At 41.7% G+C, this 24,317-nt stretch carries 23 protein-coding genes; 7 read left to right on the top strand and 16 right to left on the bottom strand.

What is annotated here, in order from left to right:
• Positions 1-9 precede the first annotated feature (9 nt).
• The 5 genes from FO440_RS16490 to FO440_RS16470 all read right to left on the bottom strand — a co-directional run bounded on the left by FO440_RS16490 (position 10) and on the right by FO440_RS16470 (position 5,485).
• Complete coding sequence (locus FO440_RS16490) at positions 10-1,200, bottom strand: 1-deoxy-D-xylulose-5-phosphate reductoisomerase (protein ID WP_246104251.1); 1,191 nt, start codon at positions 1,198-1,200, stop codon at positions 10-12.
• Positions 1,201-1,208: 8 nt separating this feature from the next.
• A complete protein-coding gene (locus FO440_RS16485; RefSeq protein ID WP_144249383.1) occupies positions 1,209-2,708 on the bottom strand; it encodes a GH3 auxin-responsive promoter family protein in 1,500 nt (499 codons plus the stop codon).
• Between the two features lie 3 nt (positions 2,709-2,711).
• Positions 2,712-3,446, bottom strand: coding sequence for a hypothetical protein (locus FO440_RS16480; protein WP_144249382.1), 735 nt, complete (start codon positions 3,444-3,446; stop codon positions 2,712-2,714).
• A 7-nt stretch (positions 3,447-3,453) separates the two neighbouring features.
• Positions 3,454-4,422, bottom strand: a complete 969-nt coding sequence (locus FO440_RS16475) for a glycosyltransferase (RefSeq protein ID WP_144249381.1) — start codon at positions 4,420-4,422, stop codon at positions 3,454-3,456.
• Between the two features lie 109 nt (positions 4,423-4,531).
• Positions 4,532-5,485 (bottom strand): glycosyltransferase family 2 protein, encoded by a 954-nt coding sequence (locus FO440_RS16470; protein ID WP_144249380.1) that lies wholly within the window; start codon positions 5,483-5,485, stop codon positions 4,532-4,534.
• A 155-nt stretch (positions 5,486-5,640) separates the two neighbouring features.
• Between FO440_RS16470 and FO440_RS16465 the strand changes: the two genes are divergently transcribed.
• The gene (locus FO440_RS16465) at positions 5,641-6,345 is read left to right on the top strand and encodes a hypothetical protein (protein WP_144249379.1); all 705 of its coding nucleotides are present in this window, start codon (positions 5,641-5,643) and stop codon (positions 6,343-6,345) included.
• Between the two features lie 3 nt (positions 6,346-6,348).
• Here FO440_RS16465 and FO440_RS16460 read toward each other — a convergent pair whose 3' ends face one another.
• From FO440_RS16460 to FO440_RS16450, 3 genes are read right to left on the bottom strand one after another with little or no spacing between them, the layout of a single operon-like run.
• Positions 6,349-6,939: a hypothetical protein gene (locus tag FO440_RS16460; protein ID WP_144249378.1), complete on the bottom strand. Its 591-nt coding sequence runs from the start codon at positions 6,937-6,939 to the stop codon at positions 6,349-6,351.
• Positions 6,926-7,426: an RNA polymerase sigma factor gene (locus FO440_RS16455; RefSeq protein WP_144249377.1), complete on the bottom strand. Its 501-nt coding sequence runs from the start codon at positions 7,424-7,426 to the stop codon at positions 6,926-6,928. The genes FO440_RS16460 and FO440_RS16455 overlap by 14 nt, the downstream gene beginning before the upstream one ends.
• A gap of 48 nt (positions 7,427-7,474) precedes the next feature.
• A complete protein-coding gene (locus FO440_RS16450; protein ID WP_144249376.1) occupies positions 7,475-8,002 on the bottom strand; it encodes a hypothetical protein in 528 nt (175 codons plus the stop codon).
• Between the two features lie 65 nt (positions 8,003-8,067).
• Here FO440_RS16450 and FO440_RS16445 point away from each other — a divergent pair, with 65 nt between their 5' ends.
• The 4 genes from FO440_RS16445 to rpmA all read left to right on the top strand — a co-directional run bounded on the left by FO440_RS16445 (position 8,068) and on the right by rpmA (position 10,889).
• Entirely contained in the window at positions 8,068-9,462 is a 1,395-nt protein-coding gene (locus FO440_RS16445; RefSeq protein WP_144249375.1) for a dicarboxylate/amino acid:cation symporter, read from the top strand.
• A 134-nt stretch (positions 9,463-9,596) separates the two neighbouring features.
• Positions 9,597-10,016: a hypothetical protein gene (locus tag FO440_RS16440; RefSeq protein WP_246104250.1), complete on the top strand. Its 420-nt coding sequence runs from the start codon at positions 9,597-9,599 to the stop codon at positions 10,014-10,016.
• A gap of 73 nt (positions 10,017-10,089) precedes the next feature.
• Positions 10,090-10,398: a 50S ribosomal protein L21 gene (rplU, locus tag FO440_RS16435; protein WP_144249373.1), complete on the top strand. Its 309-nt coding sequence runs from the start codon at positions 10,090-10,092 to the stop codon at positions 10,396-10,398.
• A 47-nt stretch (positions 10,399-10,445) separates the two neighbouring features.
• Entirely contained in the window at positions 10,446-10,889 is a 444-nt protein-coding gene (gene rpmA / locus FO440_RS16430; RefSeq protein ID WP_144249372.1) for a 50S ribosomal protein L27, read from the top strand.
• Positions 10,890-10,987: 98 nt separating this feature from the next.
• Here rpmA and FO440_RS16425 read toward each other — a convergent pair whose 3' ends face one another.
• The 8 genes from FO440_RS16425 to FO440_RS16390 form a co-directional block, all read right to left on the bottom strand.
• Positions 10,988-13,300: a GH92 family glycosyl hydrolase gene (locus tag FO440_RS16425; protein WP_222104002.1), complete on the bottom strand. Its 2,313-nt coding sequence runs from the start codon at positions 13,298-13,300 to the stop codon at positions 10,988-10,990.
• Positions 13,301-13,315: 15 nt separating this feature from the next.
• A complete protein-coding gene (locus FO440_RS16420; protein WP_144249371.1) occupies positions 13,316-14,857 on the bottom strand; it encodes an alpha-amylase family protein in 1,542 nt (513 codons plus the stop codon).
• An 89-nt stretch (positions 14,858-14,946) separates the two neighbouring features.
• The gene (locus FO440_RS16415; protein ID WP_144249370.1) at positions 14,947-15,921 is read right to left on the bottom strand and encodes a polyprenyl synthetase family protein; all 975 of its coding nucleotides are present in this window, start codon (positions 15,919-15,921) and stop codon (positions 14,947-14,949) included.
• A 21-nt stretch (positions 15,922-15,942) separates the two neighbouring features.
• Positions 15,943-18,081, bottom strand: a complete 2,139-nt coding sequence (gene rnr / locus FO440_RS16410; RefSeq protein ID WP_144249369.1) for a ribonuclease R — start codon at positions 18,079-18,081, stop codon at positions 15,943-15,945.
• Positions 18,082-18,178: 97 nt separating this feature from the next.
• Positions 18,179-19,870 carry an ABC transporter ATP-binding protein gene (locus FO440_RS16405; protein WP_144249368.1) on the bottom strand — a complete coding sequence of 564 codons (1,692 nt, stop codon included), beginning with the start codon at positions 19,868-19,870 and terminating at the stop codon, positions 18,179-18,181.
• A gap of 1 nt (position 19,871) precedes the next feature.
• On the bottom strand, positions 19,872-20,579 hold the full coding sequence (locus tag FO440_RS16400; protein ID WP_144249367.1) for a 3'-5' exonuclease: 708 nt from the start codon (positions 20,577-20,579) through the stop codon (positions 19,872-19,874).
• A 360-nt stretch (positions 20,580-20,939) separates the two neighbouring features.
• The gene (locus FO440_RS16395) at positions 20,940-21,767 is read right to left on the bottom strand and encodes a beta-propeller domain-containing protein (RefSeq protein ID WP_186292705.1); all 828 of its coding nucleotides are present in this window, start codon (positions 21,765-21,767) and stop codon (positions 20,940-20,942) included.
• A 17-nt stretch (positions 21,768-21,784) separates the two neighbouring features.
• Entirely contained in the window at positions 21,785-22,036 is a 252-nt protein-coding gene (locus FO440_RS16390) for a hypothetical protein (RefSeq protein ID WP_144249365.1), read from the bottom strand.
• A 262-nt stretch (positions 22,037-22,298) separates the two neighbouring features.
• Here FO440_RS16390 and FO440_RS16385 point away from each other — a divergent pair, with 262 nt between their 5' ends.
• Positions 22,299-23,894, top strand: a complete 1,596-nt coding sequence (locus tag FO440_RS16385) for an aryl-sulfate sulfotransferase (RefSeq protein WP_144249364.1) — start codon at positions 22,299-22,301, stop codon at positions 23,892-23,894.
• A gap of 144 nt (positions 23,895-24,038) precedes the next feature.
• Positions 24,039-24,275, top strand: coding sequence for a hypothetical protein (locus FO440_RS16380; protein WP_144249363.1), 237 nt, complete (start codon positions 24,039-24,041; stop codon positions 24,273-24,275).
• Positions 24,276-24,317: the final 42 nt, after the last annotated feature.

Genomic DNA, 24,317 nt, shown 5'->3' with positions numbered 1-24,317 from the left:
TTATTTATTTCAAATTATATATGATGCTTTTGATGACATCCGGTTTATTAAATTGTGCGCAAATATGCGTGTTTCTTTGTCAGTATTCAAATAATCGTCAAGGGTAGGTTGTGTTTGATAGCTAATGCTTTGCATACAGTTTTCAATAACATCACTCATGGCTATAAAACCTACCGCGCTGTTTAAAAATCCGGCTACGGCAATTTCATTGGCGGCGTTAATAATACAAGGCATGTTACCACCTTTGTTCAGCGCCTCAAATGCCAAACCTAAATTACGAAACGTTTCCAGATCAGGTTTTTCAAACGTTAAAGTCGGGTGGTCTGTGAAGCTAAACCGTTTAAAATTATTTTTTAAACGGGCAGGGTAGGCCAGCGCGTATTGTATGGGTAGCTTCATATCGGGCAAGCCCATTTGCGCTTTTATCGAGCCATCCTCAAACTGCACCATCGAGTGAATAATGGATTGAGGGTGCACAATAACATCTATCTGATCAGCAGCCAGGTCAAACAACCATTTTGCCTCGATCACTTCAAGGCCCTTGTTCATCAGCGTGGCAGAATCAATGGTGATCTTGGCACCCATTACCCAGTTAGGGTGTTTTAAAGCATGTTCGCGGGTTACGTTGGTTAAATGTGCCAGAGTTTTACCCCTGAACGGGCCGCCTGATGCGGTCAGAATGATCTTCTCTATCGCGTTATTTTCTTCACCAACCAGGCATTGGTAAATGGCCGAGTGCTCAGAGTCGACCGGTAAAATCTTTACATCATGCTGTTTGGCCAGATCGGTGATCAACTCCCCGGCTACCACCAAAGTTTCTTTATTGGCTAACGCGATATCTTTACCGGCCTTAATGGCCGCGATAGTAGACTGCAAACCTGCGAAGCCTACCATGGCGGTTAAAACCGTATCAACTTCTGCCTGGGCAACAACTTCATTTACTGCATTAATACCTGTTAAAACCTTAATATCGGTATTGGATAAAGCTTCCTTTACTTCGGCGTATTTGCTTTCGTCGCAAATAACTACGTAGGCGGGTTTAAATTGCAGGGCTTGCTGTATCAGTAAGGTAGCGCTGGAATTTGCCGTAAGAACATAAGCTTTAAACAGAGAAGGGTTTGCACCTATAACTTCTAAAGCCTGTGTGCCTATGCTCCCTGTAGAGCCAAGAATGGCAATGTTTTTAATACTGGTACTCAATGTGGTGTTTAAACTATATACTCCTTTAATCCGTCTGCTATCTTCCTGTCGTTGGCTAATCTTGGCACTTTGTTTTGTCCCCCAAGTTTGCCTTGCGAGCGCATATAATTAATAAACGCATCCCTCTTTACGCTTTGGACAATCAAAGGTTGCAAAATGTTACCGTCAATCAGGTCAAAATAGTAAATATTTTTTGTTTGCAAGGCCTTGTCAACTTTTAAAGCAAAATCTTTGACGTTTTTTGGCGCGGTGCCAAATTCAATGAACCACTCGTGGTAAGGTAAAGCTCCGGCGGGCGGGTTAACTTGTGGTGCTACCGTAAATTCAATGATCTCAATCCCTTCCTGGTTAGCCACGCTCATTAGCGCCTGTTCTACTTCCTCACCTATAACATGCTCGCCAAATGCGGATATATAATGTTTAATGCGCCCGGTCACTACGATCTTATATGGATCTTTAGAAACAAACTTAACAGTATCGCCAATGCTATAGCCCCATAATCCAGCGTTGGTATTTAATATCAGCGCGTAATTTTTATCCAGTTCAACATCCTGTAAGCTAACGCGGGTTGGGTTTTCATTAAAATACTCGTCGGTTGGTACAAATTCATAAAATATGCCCGAATCAACCAGTAGCAGCAAGCCTTTTTCTTTCTGAGAATCCTGGAACGCGATAAAACCTTCTGACGCGGGATATGTTTCAATCGAATCGATAGCAAAACCAATGCTTTCCTGCATGCGTACCCTGTACGGTTCAAAATTTACACCGCCGTAAACAAATAGTTTAAAATTGGGAAAGATGTCTTTTATCTTTTTTCCGCCCGATACGGCCGAAAGCCTGTCGAAATACATCTGGCACCAGGGCGGGATGCCAGAGATCAGGCGCATATCTTCTGTAACGGTTTCCTGTACAATGGCGTCGACTTTTTCTTCCCAGTCTTCAATACAATTTACCTCGTAGCTGGGTAAACGGTTCTTTTGTAAATAAGCGGGGACATGATGCGCTACAATACCTGATAACCTACCTGTTGGGATACCGGCCTTTTCTGCCAAAACCGGGCTACCCTGTAAGAATATCATCTTGCCGTTTACAAAATCTGCCTTGCCTGTTTCATGAATATAGTTTAGCAAAGCATTACGCGCGGCCCTGATATGCTCGGGCATGCTTTCTTTGCTGATAGGAATATACTTTACCCCCGATGTTGTGCCCGATGTTTTGGTAAGATAAGTAGGTTTGCCTGGCCAAAGTACATCGGCTTCGCCATTAACCACGCGTTTAATGTAGAGGCTAAGCTCTTCATAATCGCGCAGCGGGACCTGCCTTTTAAAATCGTCGTAAGATTTAATTTGGTCAAAATGGTGATCTTGTCCAAAGGTGGTATTTTTAGCCTTGCTGATCAGGTTCTCAAAAGTTTGTTTCTGTATGGCTACTGCATTTTTACGGATACGGTTAAGGTCTTTATTAACCCATGCCGCAAACACATTGCTTAATATGGACTTTAAACCCATCGCTTAATTAGTTTCGGCAATATCGTCGTCCACATCCTGGTGGCTGTATATCAGTTTGCGATAAGTTACCGCAAGAATAATATTAACAAAAGGGTAGGTAATTATAATTGCTATTGATATAAAACTTAAGCCTTTATACTGTGATAAAGCGGCAGGTAATGCAATAAACAGTAATATTATACCCAGCATAGCCAGTATCTTAAAGAAATATCCTTTTGTCAGTTGGAAACTTTGGCGCAATGATTCAAGCCCGCCGGATTTATCATCAATGATGAAGGTAATGAAGAACATTATCCGCAGGGCAAAATATAAAGCTGCAATGGCAGCCACATCTTCAATCAACTGCTGCAGGTAAGGATAATCATCCATCTTTGACATTAACAGGTGAAATGTAGTAACTACGAATGCCATCGAAAAAATAACACCCAAGTAACTCATGATGCTTTTAAAAGGCGGTAAGATCTGCGAAAATTCAAATTCATAATACTCGCTGTCAATTACCGTAAAGATCAGTTTATAAAGACCAAGCGTAGTGTAGGTTTGCACAAAGACCATAAAAAGCGATACGATCATTTTGCCGGTAAATTCTTCGGGAGCAATTACAAACTCAACAACGCCGCCTAATACCAGCAATAAGAAAGAAGCTGCAATTGAATAAACAATTATGGTTGCAAAATTCTTCTTAAAGATAGTCCAGGCTGTTTTTGTTGTTTCTACTACCGAAAAGGGATGATACATATCTTGCTTAAAATCTTTTTAATATTACCCGTCTCCAAAAATCCTGCATAAAACCAAGCCCGTAAGCAGTTAACTGGATGAAGGAAGCCAGTACGCTCAAAAATGCAATTTTTACCGACTTATTTTTACTTAAAGAGTGAAAAAATATCAACAAAATTAATAGTACGGCAATAACATTACACAATATAGCAATTGGCCAGCTAAAAATGTTCGAAATAAGTGTAAAAAATACACCCAATGTGAATATTGCCGGGAAAAAATGAACGGCTTTTAGCTCGTTTGGGAAGAACTTATAAACATTTATACGCGCCCTGCCAAAGAAATGAAGCTGCTTATAAAACTGGTAAAGGCTGGTACGGCGCTTATGATAAACCTTTGCGCGTGGTATCAGGCCGATCTTAAAATTCATGGTGTGGATGCGGATGCTGTATTCGATATCCTCGCCCGAGCGGGTGATGATAAAACCGCCGGCTTTCTCCCATACCTGCCTTGATATGCCCATGTTAAAGCTACGCGGGTGAAACTGGCCTATACTCTTTTTATTGCCACGGATGCCACCGGTTGTGAAAGGCGAGGTCATGGAATAACTGATAGCTTTTTGCACGGGCGTAAATGACGGATGCGCAGCATCGGGACCGCCATAGGCATCAAGCCAGTTTTTGGCAAGTGAATTATTGACTATCTCCAGGTAATCTGCAGGAATCAGGCAATCAGAATCGAAAATGATAAAATAATCGCCTTTGGCGCGCTCGAAAGCGTAATTGCGCGCAAAACCCTGGCCCGCGTTTTCCTTTACAAAATACCGTACGTTTAACTGATCGGTAAAGCTGTTTACAATATCTTCAGCATCATCAACAGAACCATCCTCAATAACCAATACCTCAAAGTTTTTATAGGTTTGCTTTGTAAGCGATTCAAGCAGCTCTTTTATTTCTTGCGGTCGGTTATATAATGGTATGATGATGGAAAAAAACATATGTATAGATATGCAGATGTGCGTAGGTGCAAATGTGCAGATTTTTTTTAATTGGGTTTATGTTGTTGATAAATGGGATATTCTATCTGCATATCCACACATCAGTACATCAGATCCTGTCTTCTATCTGGTAATGATTTCGCTCGGGGGCGCTGCGGGCTACCAGTTCGGCCACAAAGCCGGTTAAAAACAATTGCGAACCAATAATAATAGCCACTAATGCAATGTAAAATAAAGGCTGCGCCGTTACCTCGCGCGAGTATTTGATATGATGTGCAATATCATACAATTTGTCGCTGATGATCCAGATAGCACAGATCAAACCGGCAAAAAAGCTTAGACTGCCCATAGCGCCAAAAAAGTGCATGGGGCGCTTGCCGAATTTACCAACGAAGAATATAGAAAGCAGGTCTAAAAAGCCATTGATAAAACGGCTCATACCAAACTTGGTAGTACCGTATTTACGGGCGCGATGTTCAACTACCTGTTCGCCAATTTTTGTAAAACCGGCCCATTTGGCAATTACCGGGATATAACGATGCATTTCGCCGTAGATCTCGATATTTTTGATCACCGTTTTACGGTAAGCTTTCAGTCCGCAGTTAAAATCATGCAGATTATTTATGCCCGACATTTTACGGGTAGCCAGATTAAATAATTTGGTAGGGATAGTTTTGCTTAACGGGTCATAACGTTTAGCTTTCCAGCCCGATATCAGGTCGTATTTCTCTTCGGTAACGCGGCGATAAAGCTCAGGTATCTCGTCGGGACTGTCCTGCAGGTCGGCATCCATGGTGATCACAACATTGCCCTGCGCGGCCTCAAAGCCTACATTAAGTCCTGCTGATTTACCATAATTGCGCCTGAATTTGACACCCTTAATAAAAGGATTATTTAAACGCAGCTTGTTGATCATTTCCCATGAACCATCGGTGCTGCCATCGTCAATTAAGATGATCTCGTAAAGGAAACTGTTTTCATCCATCACTTTGCTTATCCATGAGGTAAGCTCGGGTAATGATTCAACTTCGTTATATAAAGGTATTACTACTGATATATCCATTGATTTGGTGATAGGGCTAAAGCTGCTGCTTATTTTAAACCCATGCAAAAATATAAAAAATGTGCATTGATTTTAAGTGGAGATACCTCCCTGCTGGTTAAATAATGTTAAACCGGCATAAACGCAAAATAAGCAAGAAATATTACCTTTATCATATGCGTAATAAATATTTGTTTGCAACCTTAATTATCAGCAGTTTAATAGTTAGTTCTGCTTATACATACCAGTCGGGTAAAATTATCCAGATCAATGTGGATGACCTTTTAAACGTTCGCCCGGTAACTACACTTACACGAGGTAAATTAGTAGTTTGGGACAAAGGTGTAGATCGTGAGAACGGATACCTTACGATGGCTGCTGCTTTATTTAATAATGAGACAAACCCTAAGGCTATTCCGGATGATCCTTTGATCCCGGCTGATCAACATCATCCTGCTATTTTATTACATTATGCTAATAACGAAGGGACAAAGAGCCAGGCAAAATTATTAGCAGATACCAATTCCCTTACCATAAAAGTTCCGAAACACAATTACAGCGATCTGTACGTATGTCTTACAAGCGCTTACGGTAGTTCTAAAATTGAATATGACCTGATCTATACCGATGGGGCAGAGGTGAAGCAAATAACCGTACCCGATTGGGCCAATGATGTGTCTGCTGATGATCCCGATTTTAGCTATGTGGTACATGACATGGCCAAATGGAGCAATAAAAGTACCTTAACAGAAACCGAGCATCATAATATCCATGCGCTTAATGTACACCCGGATGCTAAAAGGGTATTAACCGGAGTGAAATTCAAAAATCTTTCTAAAACTTATATGTTGTTTTGGGCCGCTACCGGCGTTGTGAAATAAACTTTAATCGAACTGATTTTGCAGCCTTATCAGGCGGTCTATTATCAGGTTAAGCTTATCTTGTTCGTTTTTAACAAAGCGTCCTTTTAAATAAAAAGTACAAAACAATAACCAGGAGGTGGTTAAAGTATAGGCTATTATTTTAAACATGGTTGACGCGCTTTGAAGTACTTCATAGAAATATAGCAAGAGGCCGCCGCTTATTAAACAAACATACAGGTAGTATAAACCTCCGTATACTTTAGCACGGTTTTTCTGATATTCCTTAAGATCCTGTAAATAGCTTGCCGGGTCAATGGTAATATCCTGCTTGTTGATGATGCGGTAATCTCTTACCATCATAATTACATACAATATCATAGTAAGCAGTATAATAGATATGCCCAGGTAAGTAACCCATGAGTTAAAAACAAAAAACACCATTACAACAAATATCCCGGCTAATGAAATTGCCATACTGGTAATGTTCCAAAACAGTTTCCTGCTTAGCCCGCTCATTCCCTTCTTCACCTGTTTCAGCACATCATCTACTGAAAGCTGATCCTTTTTTGGCTGTTCCTGCCAAACCGACATTAAATGATCAAAGTCTTTCATACTGATTATATAATTCTGTCAATTTCTGTTTAATACGAAAAATCTTTACCCTTAGGTTTCCTTCGGATATGCCCGATATCTCTGCAATTTCAGGATAAGGTAATTCATCAAGCACCATTGTAATAATTATCCGTTCCGACTCTTCGAGTTTAGATATACATTTATACAATAAAGCAACCTGTTCGGTTTTTTCTGATACTTCTTCAATTTTGGTTTCGGCTATCAGCGGTGTCAGCTCGTCTTTAGCCTGGCGTTTTTCTGATCTAAGATAAGTTAAACAAGTGTTTACCGCAATACGGTAAATCCATGTCGAGATCATTGCCTGGTTACGAAATTTATCCAGGTTTTGCCATACTTTTAAAAATGTTTCTTGTAGCAGGTCGTTCGCAGCATCATCATCCCCGGTGTAACCATAGCACAAATGGAATATCTTTTTTGAATTAGCTTCAAATATTTGCTTAAAGACAATTTCCTTTTCGGCGGCCACAGTTATTGATCAGTTTTTTTCTGTTTAGATGCTAAGATAGGAGGAATGTTACAACAAATAATTGCTCTTGTTAAACCAGCTTAGTTTTTTTTCGGCATCATCAAGTACCGTGTTGTAATCATTAATAAAATCATATTGCAGATCTTCATGCAGCTTACCTATGGCGGTACGTATTTTTTCTACCTGTCTTACCAATATCAAGCGCAAGGGCTTGTAGGCTGTACGCCTGTCGGCATATTGAATATAGTTAGTACAGAAATTAAGTAACAGGTCTATCTCGGCTTCTTTTGATGACATGAACTTAGTGTATTTACTAATCAGCCTCAATATTTTACGCAGGTATTTTGCTGCCTCATAACTACGCACCGGCAACTGGCTAAACATGAAACCGGCCTCAGCCTTTACTTTTTCAATAAAAGCGGTATCATTATCAGCCTCGAATAGTAAATAGGCTAATAACTCTTTGTTTTCTTTTTTATGCCGGGCAAGGCGCAGGCACAATTCGGCTACCTGCAAGCCGGACAGGTGCTGCAATTCTTTTTTAATATCCTGTAAGCCATAAGTGGCTGTGCTCATCTTTAAAAATTTATATTTTTAGCAAAATAGTAATTAGTTGTAGCTTCGCACCGTTAAATTTATAAATGAAACAAAGCAAACTCACGCTTTACATTTTTATTGCACTTATATTAGGTGTTATAGTTGGTTACATATATAACGTAGCTGTAATTACCACATACAATAACAAAATCAGTGCCGCCGAAACAGCCATCAAAGTTATTGATAATAAACTGGTGTTATTGAAAGATACTACGTCAGTTGTTTATAAAGACCTTAAATCGCAACGGATCTCTGCCACCAAAATACGCAAACTTAACGACGGCATCAGGGAAGATAAGATAGAATACTTCACCATTTTAAGCGATATATTTTTGCGTTTGATAAAAATGATCGTGGCGCCGCTGGTATTTACTACGTTGGTTGTAGGTGTGGCTAAAGTAGGGGATATTAAAGCCGTAGGCAGAATAGGCGGAAAAACATTGCTCTGGTTTTTAAGTGCTACATTGGTGTCATTATTGTTGGGCATGTTACTGGTTAACCTGTTTCAACCCGGACACGAAATGCACCTGATGCTGCCCGACAGCCACCTTAATACCGGGATACAAAAAACTGCATTATCCTTAAAAGATTTTATCAGCCATGTTTTCCCGAAAAGTTTTTTTGAGTCGATGGCGAATAACGAGATTTTGCAGATAGTAGTGTTTGCCTTGTTCTTTGGCGTCGCGACGGCCTCAATTGGCGAAAAGGGCGAGATAATTATTAAAGCTTTTGACGCGATAGCCCATGTTATTTTAAAGATAACTGGTTATGTAATGAAGATTGCCCCGTTGGCTGTATTTGGCGCTATTACAGCTGTTGTAGCTAAGCAGGGATTGAGTATCATATCAACCTACGCTGTATTTATAGGCGAGTTTTACTTCTCACTCATTATACTTTGGGTCGCTATCATCTTAGCCGGATTTTTTGTTTTAAAGAGCCGTGTATTTACACTGGTTAATAATATTAAAGATGCCATGCTGGTGGCTTTCGGCACATCAACCAGCGAGGCAGCCTACCCGCGGGTATTAATTGAGATGGAGCGTTTTGGCTGCAGCAATAAAATAGTAAGCTTTGTATTGCCGCTGGGATATTCATTTAACCTGGATGGCTCAATGATGTATATGACGTTTGCATCTTTGTTCCTGGCGCAGGCTTACAGCATTCATTTATCTTTCGCCCAGCAGTTGATCATGCTGTTAACGCTGATGTTAACCAGCAAAGGGGTAGCGGGTGTGCCGCGGGCATCATTAGTGGTAATAGCGGGAACTATCGCCATGTTCAATATCCCTGAAGCCGGATTAGCATTACTGATTGGTATCGACCCCTTATTAGACATGGGGAGATCGGCAACCAACGTATTAGGTAATGCTATGGCTACTGCAGTGGTAAGCAAGTGGGAAGGAGAGCTGGCAGATGGTAATCCGATATCAATAGAATAAAATCAATAATTCATTAACTCGATAACTCAATAATTCCATAATTAACACCCATGCTTTCAAGATCAAAACGAATATTCCTGGCGCTAAGCGTTATCCTTCCATTTCTTTTTTACTGTTTATATTATTACGGGCATATGCTAAAAAATGCACCGTATAAATTTGTGGAGTTTGATTCAATGAGCATTCAGTACGGCGATCGTGATAGTTTGTTAAACAAGTACGACTCTAAAACAGGCAATTATCAATACCTGAATAATCGCGACTCGCTGGTTAAAATTCATTTGCACCTTAACGAAAAAGATCTGCTTTACCTGCACCGTAAAGCTGCTGATCTGGGTTTTTGGGATTTCCCTGCGGATGAAACCGGCGACAGCATAAAAACAGGCCCTAAACCGGTGCGTTACATCATTGAGTTTAAATACAAACGCAAAAGTAAAAAAGTGGTATTTGATGCAAACTTTGTTGGCGACCAGCGTTTGATAGACGCTAACCAGGGGCTGATAAAAGAAATTTTGCAGGTTATTTCAACTGAAGAGCAAAACGAGAAAAAATAAAAGGCGTGTTGCATATTGAAAATGTAATACCTATATTTGCACCTCGAATTTTAAAAACATTAATTAACAAACCATGTACGCAATAGTAAGTATAGCAGGACAGCAATTTAAAGTTGCTAAAGACCAGCAGATCTTTGTACACAGATTACAAGGTGACGAGGGCGCTAGTATTGAATTTGACAATGTGTTGTTAGCAGAAAACGAAGGTGCTTTCAAATTAGGAACTGATTTGAACGGCGCAAAGGTATCGGCTAAGATCCTGTCTCATTTAAAAGGTGATAAAGTAATTATCTTCAAAAAGAAAAGAAGAAAAGGTTACAAAAAGAAAAACGGTCACCGTCAGCAATTTACCAAGATCGAGATCACCGGTATAACTTTATAATCAGATTTTTAAAACGAAACTTTTTAAGTTTCATAAAAATATAAGAAATGGCACACAAAAAAGGGGCCGGTAGTTCAAGAAACGGCCGCGAGTCACATAGCAAACGTTTAGGTATCAAGATATTTGGTGGTCAGCCGGCAATTGCAGGTAACATCATCGTACGTCAGCGTGGTACCAAACACAATCCGGGCCTTAACGTAGGTATCGGTAAAGATCACACTTTATTTGCTTTAGCAGCAGGCGAAGTAGTTTTCAAAAAGAAAGCAGATAACCGTTCATACGTTTCTGTAATTCCTTTTGCAACTGCACCTGTAGCAGAAGATGCAGCTCCGGCACCAAAAGCAAAAGCAGAAGTTAAAACAGCACCTGTTGCTGAAGTTGCTCCTGAAGTTGTAGCAGAAACTGCTGCTCCTGCTGAAGAAGCTCCAAAAAAGAAAGCTGCTCCAAAGAAAAAAGCTGCTGACGCTGAAGAAGCTCCGGCTGCTGAGTAATCAGATTACTACTCAAAATATAAGAAGCCCGTATCATTGATACGGGCTTTATCGTTTAAACGTAATACCGAATTTGTTCAGTATGGCGTTTGGTTATATTACGCCTGTACCGGCATTTCGCCCATTTCTAAAACCAAAGTACCGCCGCTTATTAAATCCTGATGCGAAAACCACAGTTTATCTAATTTTTTGCCATTCATATTGGCCGACTGGATGTATTTCTTAGTCTTTGATGCTCCTTTAGCAATCAATGTAAAGGTCTTGCCGTTATGCAGGTCGATAGTAACCTTGCTAAACACCGGGCTTGTAATGGTATACGTTGGTGATCCGGGCTGAACAGGGAAGAAACCCATTGACGCAAATACAACTACTGATGACATGGAACCTCCATCTTCGTCGCCGGCTACACCCAAAACGTTATCTTTAAAATAAACATCAAGTATAAACCTTGTCCATTTTTGTGTTTTCCATGGGTTTTTAGTGTAATTAAAAAGGTACGGGATCTGAAACGAACATTGGTTACCCATAGAGAACTGGCCTATCAGCGAAGTCATGTCCGGAAACTTATTTAAAAATGCTGCACGGCTTGTGCCCAAACCTTCACGAAAGAGCTGATCCAGTTCTGCTTCAAATTTATCCTGACCACCCATTAATTCAATTAAACCCGGTATGTCGTGTTGTACACCCCATTTATAAGTGTAGCCGTTGTTTTCGTTATAATAAGACTGTCCTTGCATTTTAGGATCAATGTCTACCCATTCACCTTTATCGTCCTTAGGCATAAATAACATTTTATCTTTGCTCCAAAGGTTTTTGTAATTGAGGGTTTTAGGTAAATAGCGCTTATAAACTTCATCATTCCCTAACTCTTTGGCCAGTTGTGCTACCGCCCAATCGTTATAGCTGGCAGCCAATGTTACAGCTACCGCAGAACGTGCACTGTGATGTTGTTTGGCAAACGGATCGCTTTCAGTTTCGCCAATGCGCAAGGCAGGATAATAACCTTTTTCGTGATAAAAGTCTTCAAGCGCGCCTTTAGGCCCATTGGTTGAGGCCAGCATGGTAGCCTGTTCGGCATTTTTAAGCATGCCTTCTAGTGCTTTCTTAGCATCGAAGTTGCGGATGCCTTTACGATACCCATCCAAAAACATCACTGCCGAGTAGAAGCCAAACATACCCGGCCTGTCGCCATACACCTTTGGATACTCCGGAACCCAGCCGCTTTGCTCGTACATATTTACGTAAGATTGCAGCATATCGCCTTCCTGTTCCGGATTTAGCAACGCTCTTAACGGATGTTGCGCAATGTAATCGCCCCAGGTATAATCTTCGGTATACATAGCGCGTTTATCATCATGTACTTTATCATCATAACCACTGTAATACTTGCCGTACTCATTGATATCAACCATCCTCACATAGCTGCGATACAATGCAGTATAGAAAGTACGTCGCTGACCGGCAGTGCCACCTTCAACCTTTATTTGGTTTATGGTCTTTTTCCAGACAGCTTTTCCTTTTTCTGCCAATTGATCAAAGGTTAGTCCTGCAATTTCTTTCACGTAATTCGCTTTAGCCTGTTCAATGCTGACAAATGAAACCGCAAAACGAAACTCTACCTGGTCAGGATCAGATTTAGAGTAGCTCATAGCCACCTTTTTCCCATCCATCATTTTAGGTGTAGCTAATGCTCCCTGGACTGTGTATTTACCCCAATCTTTATCACCTTCTGACTTGGCACTTTTAGGTTGTCCTGAAAATTCTGCATACATGTAAGCCTTACCTTTTTGCGAATGTATGGCATCGTTTACAAATTCAGTTCCGCTTATGGTATTATCGGTAACATCATAAAGCCCATTATCATAGCAATGGGTGAGGAGTAGATGTTTTTCGACGCCCTTTGGGAAAGTAAAACGATAAATCCCGCCTTTTTTGCTAACCGTATTCTCCACACGAATACCTTTTTCTATTAGCATGGTAGAATAATACCAGGGTTTGGTGATTTCCATATCATGGTCATAGGTCATGCGGTCGTTCCACGCCGAATCGTCTAAACGGCCTTTTGCCGGGCGTACTGAAAAGATGGTTTGCGGCGTGATAACATTTAAGGACAGCAACGGGAAACCTGTGATCTGATCATCCAAATAATCCTGCCGCCTTGGATGCGTTCGAACCATTTGGTTGGGTAGATGCACCACGGGCCGGTTTGTGTTAAGCAGGGGCGCTATATTGCCTATTGTCGGGTCAATATATTGCAGGAAATCTTCCTCAGGCGCAGCTATTGATTCTGTTTCGTTTGTTTTATCTGTTGATGCTTTTAGTTGCGTTGGTATTGCTGCAGCAGCAGCAATTAAGCCACCGGCTTGCATAAATTTACGACGCGATAATCCGTCTTTATTTTCTTCTTTCATTATGGTTTATATCTTTTAACCTTTTGTCGCTTCGCTGATTGCACGACCCGCTGCATCAATTAAGTTTAAGTTCATTTCAGAGTATTTACGCGACAATATTATGCCGTTTGCGCCGGCTTTATAAGCAGCCATAGTAGCCTGGTATACATCGTCAGGCGATTGCTTTCGGCTATCTTTACCTACCGGGATACCAATATCGATGCCGGGCAGGATCAGGCATTTATTTTTTACCCCATTTAAAGCTCTTTGCGTTTCGCGATAAACGTAATCAGGAGATAGGCCAGCTTTTGGCAGGCCTTCATATGATGCTTCACTTGGCCCATAACCAAGCAAATGGTTGTTAAAGCGCATTAATTCATCCAGCGGGATATCTTTAAACATGGTTGAGTGGATGTTTTTAATAAAATGCTGGTAACGCTCTCCGCCGCAATTATTATAAACTACTATCTTCAAAAAATCAACCCGTTTAGCCAGATCTTCATAATCCCTTGTAGCGCGGAAAAAGGGATTGAATGAATTAACGTGCTCAATATGTAAACCAACCAATTGCTTTTTATTCAACGCTTTTACGGCTTTGTAAACGTCGTCAACAATTTGGTGCTTGCCAAAGTCGAATAACCTGTCCCAGGCAACTATTTCCGGATATTCAAGCATGATACGCTGAAATTCCACATAATACCCATCGCTTGGGCGTTGGTCGGCTTTACAGGCTTTTGCAAATTCATTTAGTTTAAGATAACCTTCTTTTGTCCGTTCAAAGCTGATGCCCTTCGCCTTAGCTGCTGCCTGGTGATATTCGCAAAAACAGGTAGATTTTGACGGATCAACATTGCCAACCAAATGGCTGGCTCCTAATGCATTCAATAACGGGCCGCTACGCTCATTGAAGAACACAATGCCATCCAAATCATAACTGGCGCAAGTGTCTGTAGCCAGTGCCGTCCAAAACTCACGAACGTTTGGATTAAACAAACAGGTTGTCTTTGCTTTACGACCCATAAGGTCAACTTCATGGCACTCGTCTATTCCGGGTACATCGTCGCGCCATTGGTCTTCAATAGTGGCAAAAACTTTCATGCCGCGTTTATGTGCACCTTTTATCACTTCGGCAACTAAATCGCGATTGCCATATTCCGGCGACCGGGTATCCTTTAAAACTGTGTTTTGATAGTATTTGATATTGGGAATGGCATAATTACCACCATGATAATTTTTATCAGGTTCCTGCGGCCCATGGTCAGGAAATGGTTGCCCGCTTACCTGGCGACCCGATAAACCATCGCCATAAGTAAAAGTATTCAGAAATATGGTGTTGATAGCGCCGCGTTTTTGTAAGGTATCCAATACGGTATCTATGCCCTCGTCAGCAAATGATGCCATGCCGACTTGCAACCCGTTTATATAATCCTTGGCCGGATTTGCTGCAACGACAGAGGATAATTTCAGCAACGGGTTGCCCGCTAAAGCCAAACTTAACACGGCTCCGTTTTTTAAAAATATGCGTCGTGAGTTATTACCGGCAAGGCTATTGACCGGCGATAGCTTAAAAGCTTTCATACACAGGTTATATTGGATTACCTAAATATGCTGATTATTATCGGCATAAGGCAATACCACCGCTGTAAAAAAGCTGATACTAAGCAGTTCTAATATTCCCTTACCATCAAACTGTCTGCAAATTTGCGCAGGTATTGTTTGTTCTGTTCAGGTAGATTGATCTTTTCAAGCGCGTCAAAAGCTTTTTCTGCATAGGTTTGCATGGCAGTTTCCGCATGATCTTTTACCTGCAGATCGTTGTAAATCGTAGTAACCGCTTTTACCTTTTCCTGGTTATCAAATTGTTTGGCGTCGATCCATTTATTCAGTTCGGCAACCTGATCTGCATTTGCCAGTTCAAGCGATTTGAGCAGCAGGAAGGTCTTTTTGTTGGAGATGATATCACCGCCAACCTGTTTACCAAATTTTTCGGGCGAGCCATAAACGTCTAAAAGGTCATCCTGCAATTGAAAAGCCAAGCCCAGGTTCTCGCCAAATTCAGCTATCAATTCTGCGTCTTTTATTTCAGCGCCGCCAATTATCGATCCTATTTTTAAAGCGCCGCCCAATACCACCGCTGTTTTAAGGCGGATCATGTAAATATATTCGTCTATTTTTACATCACTGCGGGTTTCAAAGTCCATGTCTAACTGCTGGCCCTCGCACACGCCTACGGCGGTATCATTAAATATGTTTAATATTACCCGCAATAGCCTGTCCTCAACGTTCATCATCAACTTGTAGCCTTGTATCAGCATCACATCGCCGGATAGGATGGCAGCGTTTTTATTCCACTTTTCATGCACGGTTACCTTGCCACGACGCAAAGGCGCGTTATCCATGATATCATCATGCATCAGGGTGAAATTATGAAATACCTCTATAGCCAACGCGGGCAATACGGCGTTCTCTACGTCACCGCCAAACAGATCGCAAGCCATTAAAAGCAGGGCAGGGCGCATGCGTTTGCCGCCCATGCTTAAAATATATTGAATTGGCTCATACAACTCGGCAGGATAAGCCGGGTATCGGAGATTAGTTACCGCTTCGTCAATCAGTAGTTGTAGATCTTGTAGTTTTCTCATAGTTATAGTTTACAGGAGCAATTAATCCTGTACCAGCGAAAAATCAATCTGCTTTTTAGTCAGGTCGACGTTTTTAACGCGTATTTGCACTTCATCACCCAATTGGTAAACTTTCTTTTTGCGCTGGCCGATGATCGCATAATTTTTCTCGTCTAAAGTATAAAAATCATCAGAGATATCACGCAGCCTGATCATGCCCTCGCATTTATTTTCAATGATCTCTACATACATACCCCATTCTGTAACGCCCGAGATAACGCCACTGTAGACATTACCTACCTGGTCTTTCAAAAATTCAGCCTGTTTGTATTTGACAGATGCGCGTTCTGCATCGGCAGCTTTTTTCTCCATTTGTGATGAATGCTGGCACAATTTCTCGTAATGCTCTGCATTGACAGATTGGCCGCCATCCAAATAATGTTGCAATAAACGGTGCACCATCACATCCGGGTAACGGCGGATGGGAGAGGTGAAGTGTGTATAATGATCAAACGCCAAACCATAGTGGCTGCTTGTTTTTGTGGTATAGATAGCCTTAGCCATCGAGCGGATAGCCAGGTGTGTCAACACGTTTTGCTCTTTTTTGCCTTCCACATCCTCCATTAAAAAGTTGAGGGATTTGGCAGTTTCCTTGTCAGATTTTGTATTGATCTTATAACCAAATCTTGAGGCAAAATTAGCGAAACTGGCAATAGCGTCAGGTTTTGGCGCGTCGTGCGCACGGTATACAAATGTATATTTCTGTTTGCCCTTGCCTTTTTTGCTCACAAACTCGGCTACCTTACGGTTAGCCAAAAGCATAAAGTCTTCGATCAGCTTATGTGCGTCTTTACGCTCTTTTACGTAAACGCCGGTAGGTTTACCTTTATCATCCAGTATAAACTTAACCTCGGTGGTTTCAAAGCTGATGGCGCCATTTTTAAATTTACGGTCGCGCAGGATGTAAGCCAGCTCGTTTAGTTTTAAAATTTCACTGGTGTAATCTCCCTGCTTGGTTTCAATAACTTCCTGTGCTTCTTCGTAAGTAAAACGCCTGTTAGAATTGATCACTGTTTTACCAAACCATTCGGTAATGATATTTGCTTTTTCATCCAGCTCAAATACGGCGGCAAAGCATAGCTTATCCTCATTAGGCCGTAGAGAACATAAACCGTTTGACAACCGCTCCGGCAACATTGGTATAACCCTGTCAACCAGGTAAACTGATGTTCCGCGATCAAAGGCTTCCTTATCCAGGGCCGAATCCGGAATGATATAATGCGATACGTCCGCAATATGTACACCGACCTCGTAATTGCCGTTATCCAATATTTTAAAAGATATCGCATCGTCAAAATCTTTGGCATCAAACGGGTCGATGGTAAAAGTAATGACGTCCCTGAAATCTCTTCGTTTGGCAATCTCCTGTGGGGTTATATCCGCGGCTATCGCTTCTGCATCATGCTCAACTTCGGCAGGGAAAGATAAAGGGAACCCATACTCAGCGAGAATAGCATTCATTTCGGTATCATTCTCGCCTTGATTACCCAAAATGTGTTTGATGCGGCCTACTGGGTTTTTAGCCTGTGCCGGCCAGTCGGTAATTTCAGCGACTGCCTTGATGCCGTTCTTTGCACCATTAAGCTCGCCCATGGGGATAAAGATGTCGTGCATCATCTTGCGGTCGTCTGGGATGAAGAACGCGTACCTGTCTGATAGTTTCACAATACCTGTGAACTCCATTTTAGCGCGCTGCAGTATTTCTATCACTTCGCCTTCCTGGCGCTTGCCTTTGCTTTTAGCATAAACATAAACCTTAACGCGGTCGCCGTTTAGTGCGTTTCTTAGTTTTCGCGGGGCGACGAATATATCGCTCTCGTCAGGGTCGTCCGTAACAATAAAGGCAGAACCATCATTGGTCAGGTCGACCTTGCCTTCAACAAAGGTTTTAAGCTCGATGAGTTGGAATTTGCCGGGAGATACTTCTTTTAAGGTTTGCTTAAATGCTTCTTCTTTTAAAATATCAAGTATGGTATATTTTGCATCAGGATCGCGCACGTTCAATTTTGCCGATACCTGTTTGTAATTAAGTGGTGTATTGCCATTTTGCTCAAAAATATCAAGTACCATTTGGGTGAGTACCGTATTTATTGTTGCGCTGTGTTTCTTTTTGTTAGACATAGATATGTATTTATGCGAAGATACGTGATTAAGTACGATATTGTGAGTACTGACCAGCGAGTTATGAAATTACAGGGTCATAATTGTGAATAGCATTTCAAAACCCCGGTATTGCGCCAATCAGCCTCTTTGTGTATTCTTCCTTCGGATAATTATAAATATCATCAGGATCGCCAATCTCAACTATCTCGCCTTTGTTCATTACCATCATACGGTCTGATATATGTTTGATAACCGACAAGTCGTGCGAGATGAAGATGTACGTCAGGTTAAATTCCTGTTGCAAATCACGGATAAGGTTCAATACCTGTGCCTGTACCGATACATCAAGTGCCGAAACCGATTCATCACATATAATGAATTTAGGTTGCAGGGCAAGCGCGCGGGCAATAACTATGCGTTGTCGCTGCCCGCCCGAAAACTCGTGCGGATAGCGGTTAAAATGCTCGGGCAATAAGTTAACACGGTCCAGCAGTTCAAGCACTTTTTGCTTGCGTTGGGTATTGTTGTTGTAGAGGTTATGAACCTGTAACGGCTCCATGATGGATTCGCCGATGGTGAGCCCGGGATTAAGTGACGAGTAAGGGTCCTGAAAAATGATCTGGATATTACTCCGGATATTACGCAGGTCGGTTTTGTTTAAGCTGCGCAGATCGTTCCCTTCAAAGTTGATACTGCCGGCTGTTGGTTCAATCAACCTCAAAATGCTTCGGCCTAAAGTGGTTTTACCGCAACCCGATTCGCCAACTAGGCCCAGCGTTTCGCTGGGGTAAACATCAAAACTTACTCCATTAACTGCTTTCACCATCTTTTTTGATTGACCAAAAATGCCTGAACTAACAGGAAACCAGGTGCTCAGATCTTTTACCTGTACCAAAGGTTGTTGGCTATATAGCTTTTCTTTACGCTCGGTTATTTCTTTTTTAGGATAGTTATACGCTTCGCGGATATTACCGATGCTGGCATCATTATTCATAAAGTCGGCAATTGCCGGCAGTCGTTTAAGGTGGTATTTTACCGATGGCCGGCACGCCAGTAGGCCCTTGGTATAGGAATGTTGCGGGTCTTTAAATATAGTCTTTGTAGGTGCCTGCTCAACTATTTGCCCTTTGTACATCACCAGCACACGATCGGCAATCTGGTTGACAACGCCAAGATCATGCGATATGAAGATCAAACTCATACCGCGTTCCTCCTTTAGCTTTATCAGCAGATCGATGATGGTCTTTTGCACGGTGACATCAAGGGCGGTGGTGGGTTCGTCGGCGATCAATATGTCAGGATCGCAGGAAAGTGCCATGGCGATCATTACCCGCTGTTTTTGCCCGCCTGATAACTGGTGCGGGTAGCTGTCAAATATCGCCTCGGGGCGCGGGAGTTGCACTTCCTTAAATAGCTGTATGGTAAGCGCTCTTGCATCAGCTTTGCTTAAGCCTAAATGCAGCTGTATGGCTTCCATAACCTGGAAACCGCAGGTAAGCACCGGGTTTAACGAGGTCATTGGTTCTTGGAAGATCATAGCCATGCGGTTACCGCGTACTGCCCGCATTTCGTCTTCATGCAGATCAAAAATACTGATATCATCCAGCATCACCTTACCCGATATAGTTGAGTTACTCTTGTCCAATAAGCACATCAAAGCCAGCGAGGTGACCGATTTACCAGAACCTGATTCGCCGACTATGCCAATGGTTTCGCCTTTGCCGAGGCTGAATGAGATGCCCTTAACCGCGTCAAACAAACCGTTTGCTGTTTTAAATTTGATAGAAAGGTCATTTACGGTCAGCATATTATGCTACTATGGTGATATTTTCATCGGGTATCAATGCTTCGCCGCGGTAGCGCCTAAGCAATTGCGCGGTAGCTACCACGTCTTTCTGGCAATAGGTGCAGATGCGCTCTAACTGGTTCTCGTTCCAGTATATGCCACCAACCATACTGCCGTCAATATCATCTTTTGGGGTAGGGATGTTAAATATGGCGGTAAGTAGGTTCAATGAGGTATAACTTTTATAATCACCAAACTTCCATAATTCCATAGTGTCCAGATGGCCTATCTCCCAGGGCTTTTTGCCTGCTATATCCAATTGTTTGGGCAAGGGGAGTCCATGTATCAGCATCCGGCGGCAGATATACGGAAAGTCAAACTCTTTGCCGTTATGTGCCACTAATATCAAACTTGGCGGCTGGCCGTTCAGCATGGCCGAGAATCGCTCTAACAGGTTCTTTTCATCATGCCCGGCGAATGATTTGATCCGTAAGCCACGCTCTGCACCACCGGTAAATATGCCTACCGATATACAGATGATCTTGCCAAACTCGGCCCAGATGCCGGCGCTTTCATAGAAATCTTCGGCGGTTTCATCCTTGCGGATACGTTGGGTCTTGAGGTCCCAAAGCTTTTTAAAATGATCAGGCAATTCGTCGTGCGTGCTGTATTGGGGCACGGTTTCAATATCCAATACCAGTAAATTACTCAGGTCGTACTGTTCAAGCATGCGGGTAGCAATATAAATACAGCCAATATAATGATTGGGTTTGTAAACGCGGCAATTAAATAGGACAACTGACAAGATGTTGACAGATGAAAGCGGGTCGGGTCAGTATGTGTTTTGTTTCACTCGAGTGTGAAACAGATGAAACAAATGAAACAAGATTTTTAGTTAATTTATTGGAAATAAATACTTTGATAAAAATCGATGAAACAAAATGAAACAAAATTGCTGACAAAATAGCGCCACCAATTATGTCTGTTTATTTTATAATACACTACAATTCAATAGTTTGTAGTGTATGTCATTAAGCTGAACTTTGAAAAAAAGTATGGTAAAGCATCCTTAACTTGCTGTAAAATATGCCTAATGTTCAGACTGACCCGGAATTTCCGGAATGCCCGGATCATCTAAAATTTGTACGGCAGTACCGTCGCCTACGGTTTGCCAGTCATGCAGTACCCAAACCACTTTTTTGTTTTTATTTACTTCGATCATTTGCGGGCCTTTTCCGTTTTGCCCGCGCGAGGTGAAGATGGTATTGCCGTTTGCCAGCCTGGTGCAGGTTTGTGGCGCTGATGTAAATTGGTATTCGGCAGGCAGATCGGTTTTGCAATTAAATTCCCATACGGTTTCCTTCTTGCTGTTAACCTCGCGGGTCAGCCAATCTTGTTCGTCTGTAATCAGCGTGTTGCCATTTTTTAACCTTATTGCGGCCCATGGCTTTGGCGTATCGTAGCTCCAGATGGGTTTAAAATCGTTATCATATTCAACTATACGGCCGTCGCTCAGGTAGGATACCAGGTAAGTACCCTGCACGGTAACACGGGCACGGCGAAATTGACCGTGGATCCCTTGTTGATCCGGTTGTTTGTTAAACGGCAGTTCGTGCTCAACCTCAACTTTACCTGTTTTGTAGTTTACTACACAGAGTTTTGCGGGCAGGCCGTTTACCACAAACATTACTTTGTCCAAACCAATTGGCTGGCAGGTATGCACTTCGGTATGGTCTGCGCCTTGCGGTACTTTAAAATCCATTTTCCAAAGCACTTTTTTATCCGGCGTTATCAGCGCGACATATTTCATTCGGCTAAATAAAATATTACCGTTTGATAGCATCCACACATCATCAAACTCAGGACCTTTGCCTGTATTATAAGTCCAGATAACCTTGCCGTCTTTAATCAGGAACATTCGGTCACAATTTTCGCCTACATACAGCATTGGGTGTTGGGCCAAACCGTTTCCGGGCAGGTTTGCCGGGGTTTCCTCTGTCGAACTGATAGTGGTGCCAATTCTTCTTCGGAAGCCATAGCGGGCACATTAGCGGCTGTAAACAGGTTAAGCACATCCATGCACGGCGTTTTATCTTTAGATGTAGCATTTGTCTTATTTTTTTGCTGCGAGCAAGCTATGGATGAACAAATTGTTAAAGCAAGGAGAATCACGACACTTTTTTTCATAGTAATTAGGTTTGCTTGTTATCAAATAGCAGGTTAAGGTATTCAGTAAAGAATGTCCAATTTAATTGATTAAACGATATTAAGAGTTTTTAAACGACGATGATAGTTATCAGTAAGGAAAATTAACGCAATCGTTGCCAATGTTTGTAAATATATAGTCTATGTAAATTTTATGTTACAAAATATAAATATTTATTACATTTGTCTGATAGCTAAGCGTCTATAAACCTGCTTGCTGCCCCCTTTTAATTTAAACTTAAGTATGAAAAGAATTTTACTACTATTATTTGTGGTGCTTTTTGCTGTTGCCTGTAAAAAAGATAAAACTGCCACTAAACCTACAAGCACAACTACCGACACTACCAAAACCTTGCCGCATGTGGTGCTTAATATCCCGGCCGAATCTATTAAGCTTAATCCATCCGGCAATGCGCCATTATCGGCTATTATCTCGTATACAACCACAGTGCCCGGCCATACAAAAATTGAAGTGGAGGGACGTGATGGATTAGGTTCTGAAATTACACAGGAATTTTCTGATGTTGGATTGACACATAATATCCCGGTATTAGGCTTATATGCCAATTGGGATAACATCATAGACCTATCATTTAAAGATAGCCAGGGAAATGTATTAGCCGAAGCTAAGCTGCATATCAGAACTGCCGCTTTACCGGTGAACACGCCGACCTCTATGACAATTGATGTTGCCGATAGGGCAAACATGGAGCCGGGCTTTAACCTGGTGAGCAGTTTCAGCGGTTTGCCAAACCCACCGCAAACACCTTATATAATGGATAGTTATGGCAGGATCCGCTGGTGCCTTGATTTTTCAAAGAATGATAATTTAAAGAACCTGTTTTATGATTGTGGTATCGCAAGGCTAAAGAACGGTGATCTTTACTTTGCCGATTCATCATCAGGTAAGATCTATGAGGTAGATATGATGGGCAAAATAATTCATTCGTGGTCGTTCCCCGGTTATTCTTTTCACCATAATGTTTATGAAAAGCCCGATGGTAACTTCCTGATCACGGTTAACAAAGATGGCAGCACGCATGCTGATGGTTCGCCAACTATTGAAGATCATATTTTAGAAATTGACAGGACAAGCGGTAATATAGTAAATGAATGGAACCTGCTTGAATCATTAAACGAATATCGGCAAACACTTAATAATGACCCGCAAGACTGGATTCATGTTAACGCTGTAATTTATGATCCGTCAGACAATACCATCATCATATCGGGCCGTGTTCAGGGCGTGTTCAAGTTAAGCTATGATAATCATGTACAATGGATAATTGGCCCGCATAAGGGCTGGGGTAAAAACCAACGCGGCGAAGATCTGAATAATTATCTGCTTACACCACTTGACGCATCGGGCAATAAAATTACAAATGCGGATATTTTAAGCGGCAATAAGAACAGCCCGGATTTTGAATGGAATTATTACCAGCATTGCCCGACAATTTTGCCAAGCGGCGATCTGTTACTATTTGATAACGGCACGACAAGAAACTTTGACGGATCACTACCTAACTATAGCCGTGCGGTAGAATATAAGATCAACAAAGCCAATATGACTATTCAGCAAGTGTGGGAGTATGGAAAGGAACGCGGGATAGAAACCTATTCGGCAATAGTCTCTTCAGTATTTTATCTACCGGGTTCAAACCACATACTTTTCTCGCCCGGGTTTAATGTGCAAAACAAGAATGGATCCGGCGGTAAAATTGTAGAGGTTGACTATGCCACTAAGAAAGTGGTGTTCCAGGCAAGCGTAAATAATTCTAACGGCTGGGGCTGGCACAGGGTGTATAGGATACCGTTATATGTTAATAACAACGCGTATTAAGAAGTTTTGTAGCTAAATCAAACAAATAACCACCGCTCATTTATTGGTCTTTTAACCAATAAATGAGCGGTGGTATACCCAACGTTTTATTTTTTCGGCACGATGTATTAGTTATACGGCGATATCACACGCCGGTGACTACTTATGATAAAACGCATTGCGCAATTTTTTTGCCGCCATAAATATCCTGCCGTTCATTTTGATATTCACGAATACGTAAAAGTTTATACCTGCCCAAATTGCGGCAAGAAAAAAACGGTAAACATTAGCGATAAGCCCGAATACGTGAAAGTACTGCCAACTGATTATTACGCTTATCAGCAAAGTTTAAAAAAGGTATATGATGAAGAAATAGATGATGTTGAAAAAATTGGAGATTAAACAAAAAGCCCGGTAGTTTTGCTACCGGGCTAAATATATTTA

This window comes from Mucilaginibacter corticis (assembly GCF_007558865.1).
Taxonomy (GTDB): domain Bacteria; phylum Bacteroidota; class Bacteroidia; order Sphingobacteriales; family Sphingobacteriaceae; genus Mucilaginibacter; species Mucilaginibacter corticis.
Note: the sequence above shows the minus strand (reverse complement) of the source record. Positions and strands in the feature narration are given on the sequence as shown.

Excerpts from the sequence above, each read along its gene's own strand:
- FO440_RS16475 (WP_144249381.1), bottom strand. The coding sequence starts at position 4,422 with ATGTTTTTTTCCATCATCATACCATTATATAACCGACCGCAAGAAATA.
- FO440_RS16480 (WP_144249382.1), bottom strand. The coding sequence starts at position 3,446 with ATGTATCATCCCTTTTCGGTAGTAGAAACAACAAAAACAGCCTGGACT.
- FO440_RS16450 (WP_144249376.1), bottom strand. The coding sequence starts at position 8,002 with ATGAGCACAGCCACTTATGGCTTACAGGATATTAAAAAAGAATTGCAG.
- rpmA (WP_144249372.1), top strand. The coding sequence starts at position 10,446 with ATGGCACACAAAAAAGGGGCCGGTAGTTCAAGAAACGGCCGCGAGTCA.
- FO440_RS16470 (WP_144249380.1), bottom strand. The coding sequence starts at position 5,485 with ATGGATATATCAGTAGTAATACCTTTATATAACGAAGTTGAATCATTA.
- FO440_RS16445 (WP_144249375.1), top strand. The coding sequence starts at position 8,068 with ATGAAACAAAGCAAACTCACGCTTTACATTTTTATTGCACTTATATTA.
- FO440_RS16385 (WP_144249364.1), top strand. The coding sequence starts at position 22,299 with ATGAAAAGAATTTTACTACTATTATTTGTGGTGCTTTTTGCTGTTGCC.
- rnr (WP_144249369.1), bottom strand. The coding sequence starts at position 18,081 with ATGTCTAACAAAAAGAAACACAGCGCAACAATAAATACGGTACTCACC.
- FO440_RS16485 (WP_144249383.1), bottom strand. The coding sequence starts at position 2,708 with ATGGGTTTAAAGTCCATATTAAGCAATGTGTTTGCGGCATGGGTTAAT.
- FO440_RS16400 (WP_144249367.1), bottom strand. The coding sequence starts at position 20,579 with ATGCTTGAACAGTACGACCTGAGTAATTTACTGGTATTGGATATTGAA.
- FO440_RS16390 (WP_144249365.1), bottom strand. The coding sequence starts at position 22,036 with ATGAAAAAAAGTGTCGTGATTCTCCTTGCTTTAACAATTTGTTCATCC.
- FO440_RS16415 (WP_144249370.1), bottom strand. The coding sequence starts at position 15,921 with ATGAGAAAACTACAAGATCTACAACTACTGATTGACGAAGCGGTAACT.
- FO440_RS16420 (WP_144249371.1), bottom strand. The coding sequence starts at position 14,857 with ATGAAAGCTTTTAAGCTATCGCCGGTCAATAGCCTTGCCGGTAATAAC.
- FO440_RS16465 (WP_144249379.1), top strand. The coding sequence starts at position 5,641 with ATGCGTAATAAATATTTGTTTGCAACCTTAATTATCAGCAGTTTAATA.
- FO440_RS16395 (WP_186292705.1), bottom strand. The coding sequence starts at position 21,767 with ATGTTCCTGATTAAAGACGGCAAGGTTATCTGGACTTATAATACAGGC.
- rplU (WP_144249373.1), top strand. The coding sequence starts at position 10,090 with ATGTACGCAATAGTAAGTATAGCAGGACAGCAATTTAAAGTTGCTAAA.
- FO440_RS16405 (WP_144249368.1), bottom strand. The coding sequence starts at position 19,870 with ATGCTGACCGTAAATGACCTTTCTATCAAATTTAAAACAGCAAACGGT.
- FO440_RS16460 (WP_144249378.1), bottom strand. The coding sequence starts at position 6,939 with ATGAAAGACTTTGATCATTTAATGTCGGTTTGGCAGGAACAGCCAAAA.
- FO440_RS16425 (WP_222104002.1), bottom strand. The coding sequence starts at position 13,300 with ATGAAAGAAGAAAATAAAGACGGATTATCGCGTCGTAAATTTATGCAA.
- FO440_RS16440 (WP_246104250.1), top strand. The coding sequence starts at position 9,597 with ATGCTAAAAAATGCACCGTATAAATTTGTGGAGTTTGATTCAATGAGC.
- FO440_RS16380 (WP_144249363.1), top strand. The coding sequence starts at position 24,039 with ATGATAAAACGCATTGCGCAATTTTTTTGCCGCCATAAATATCCTGCC.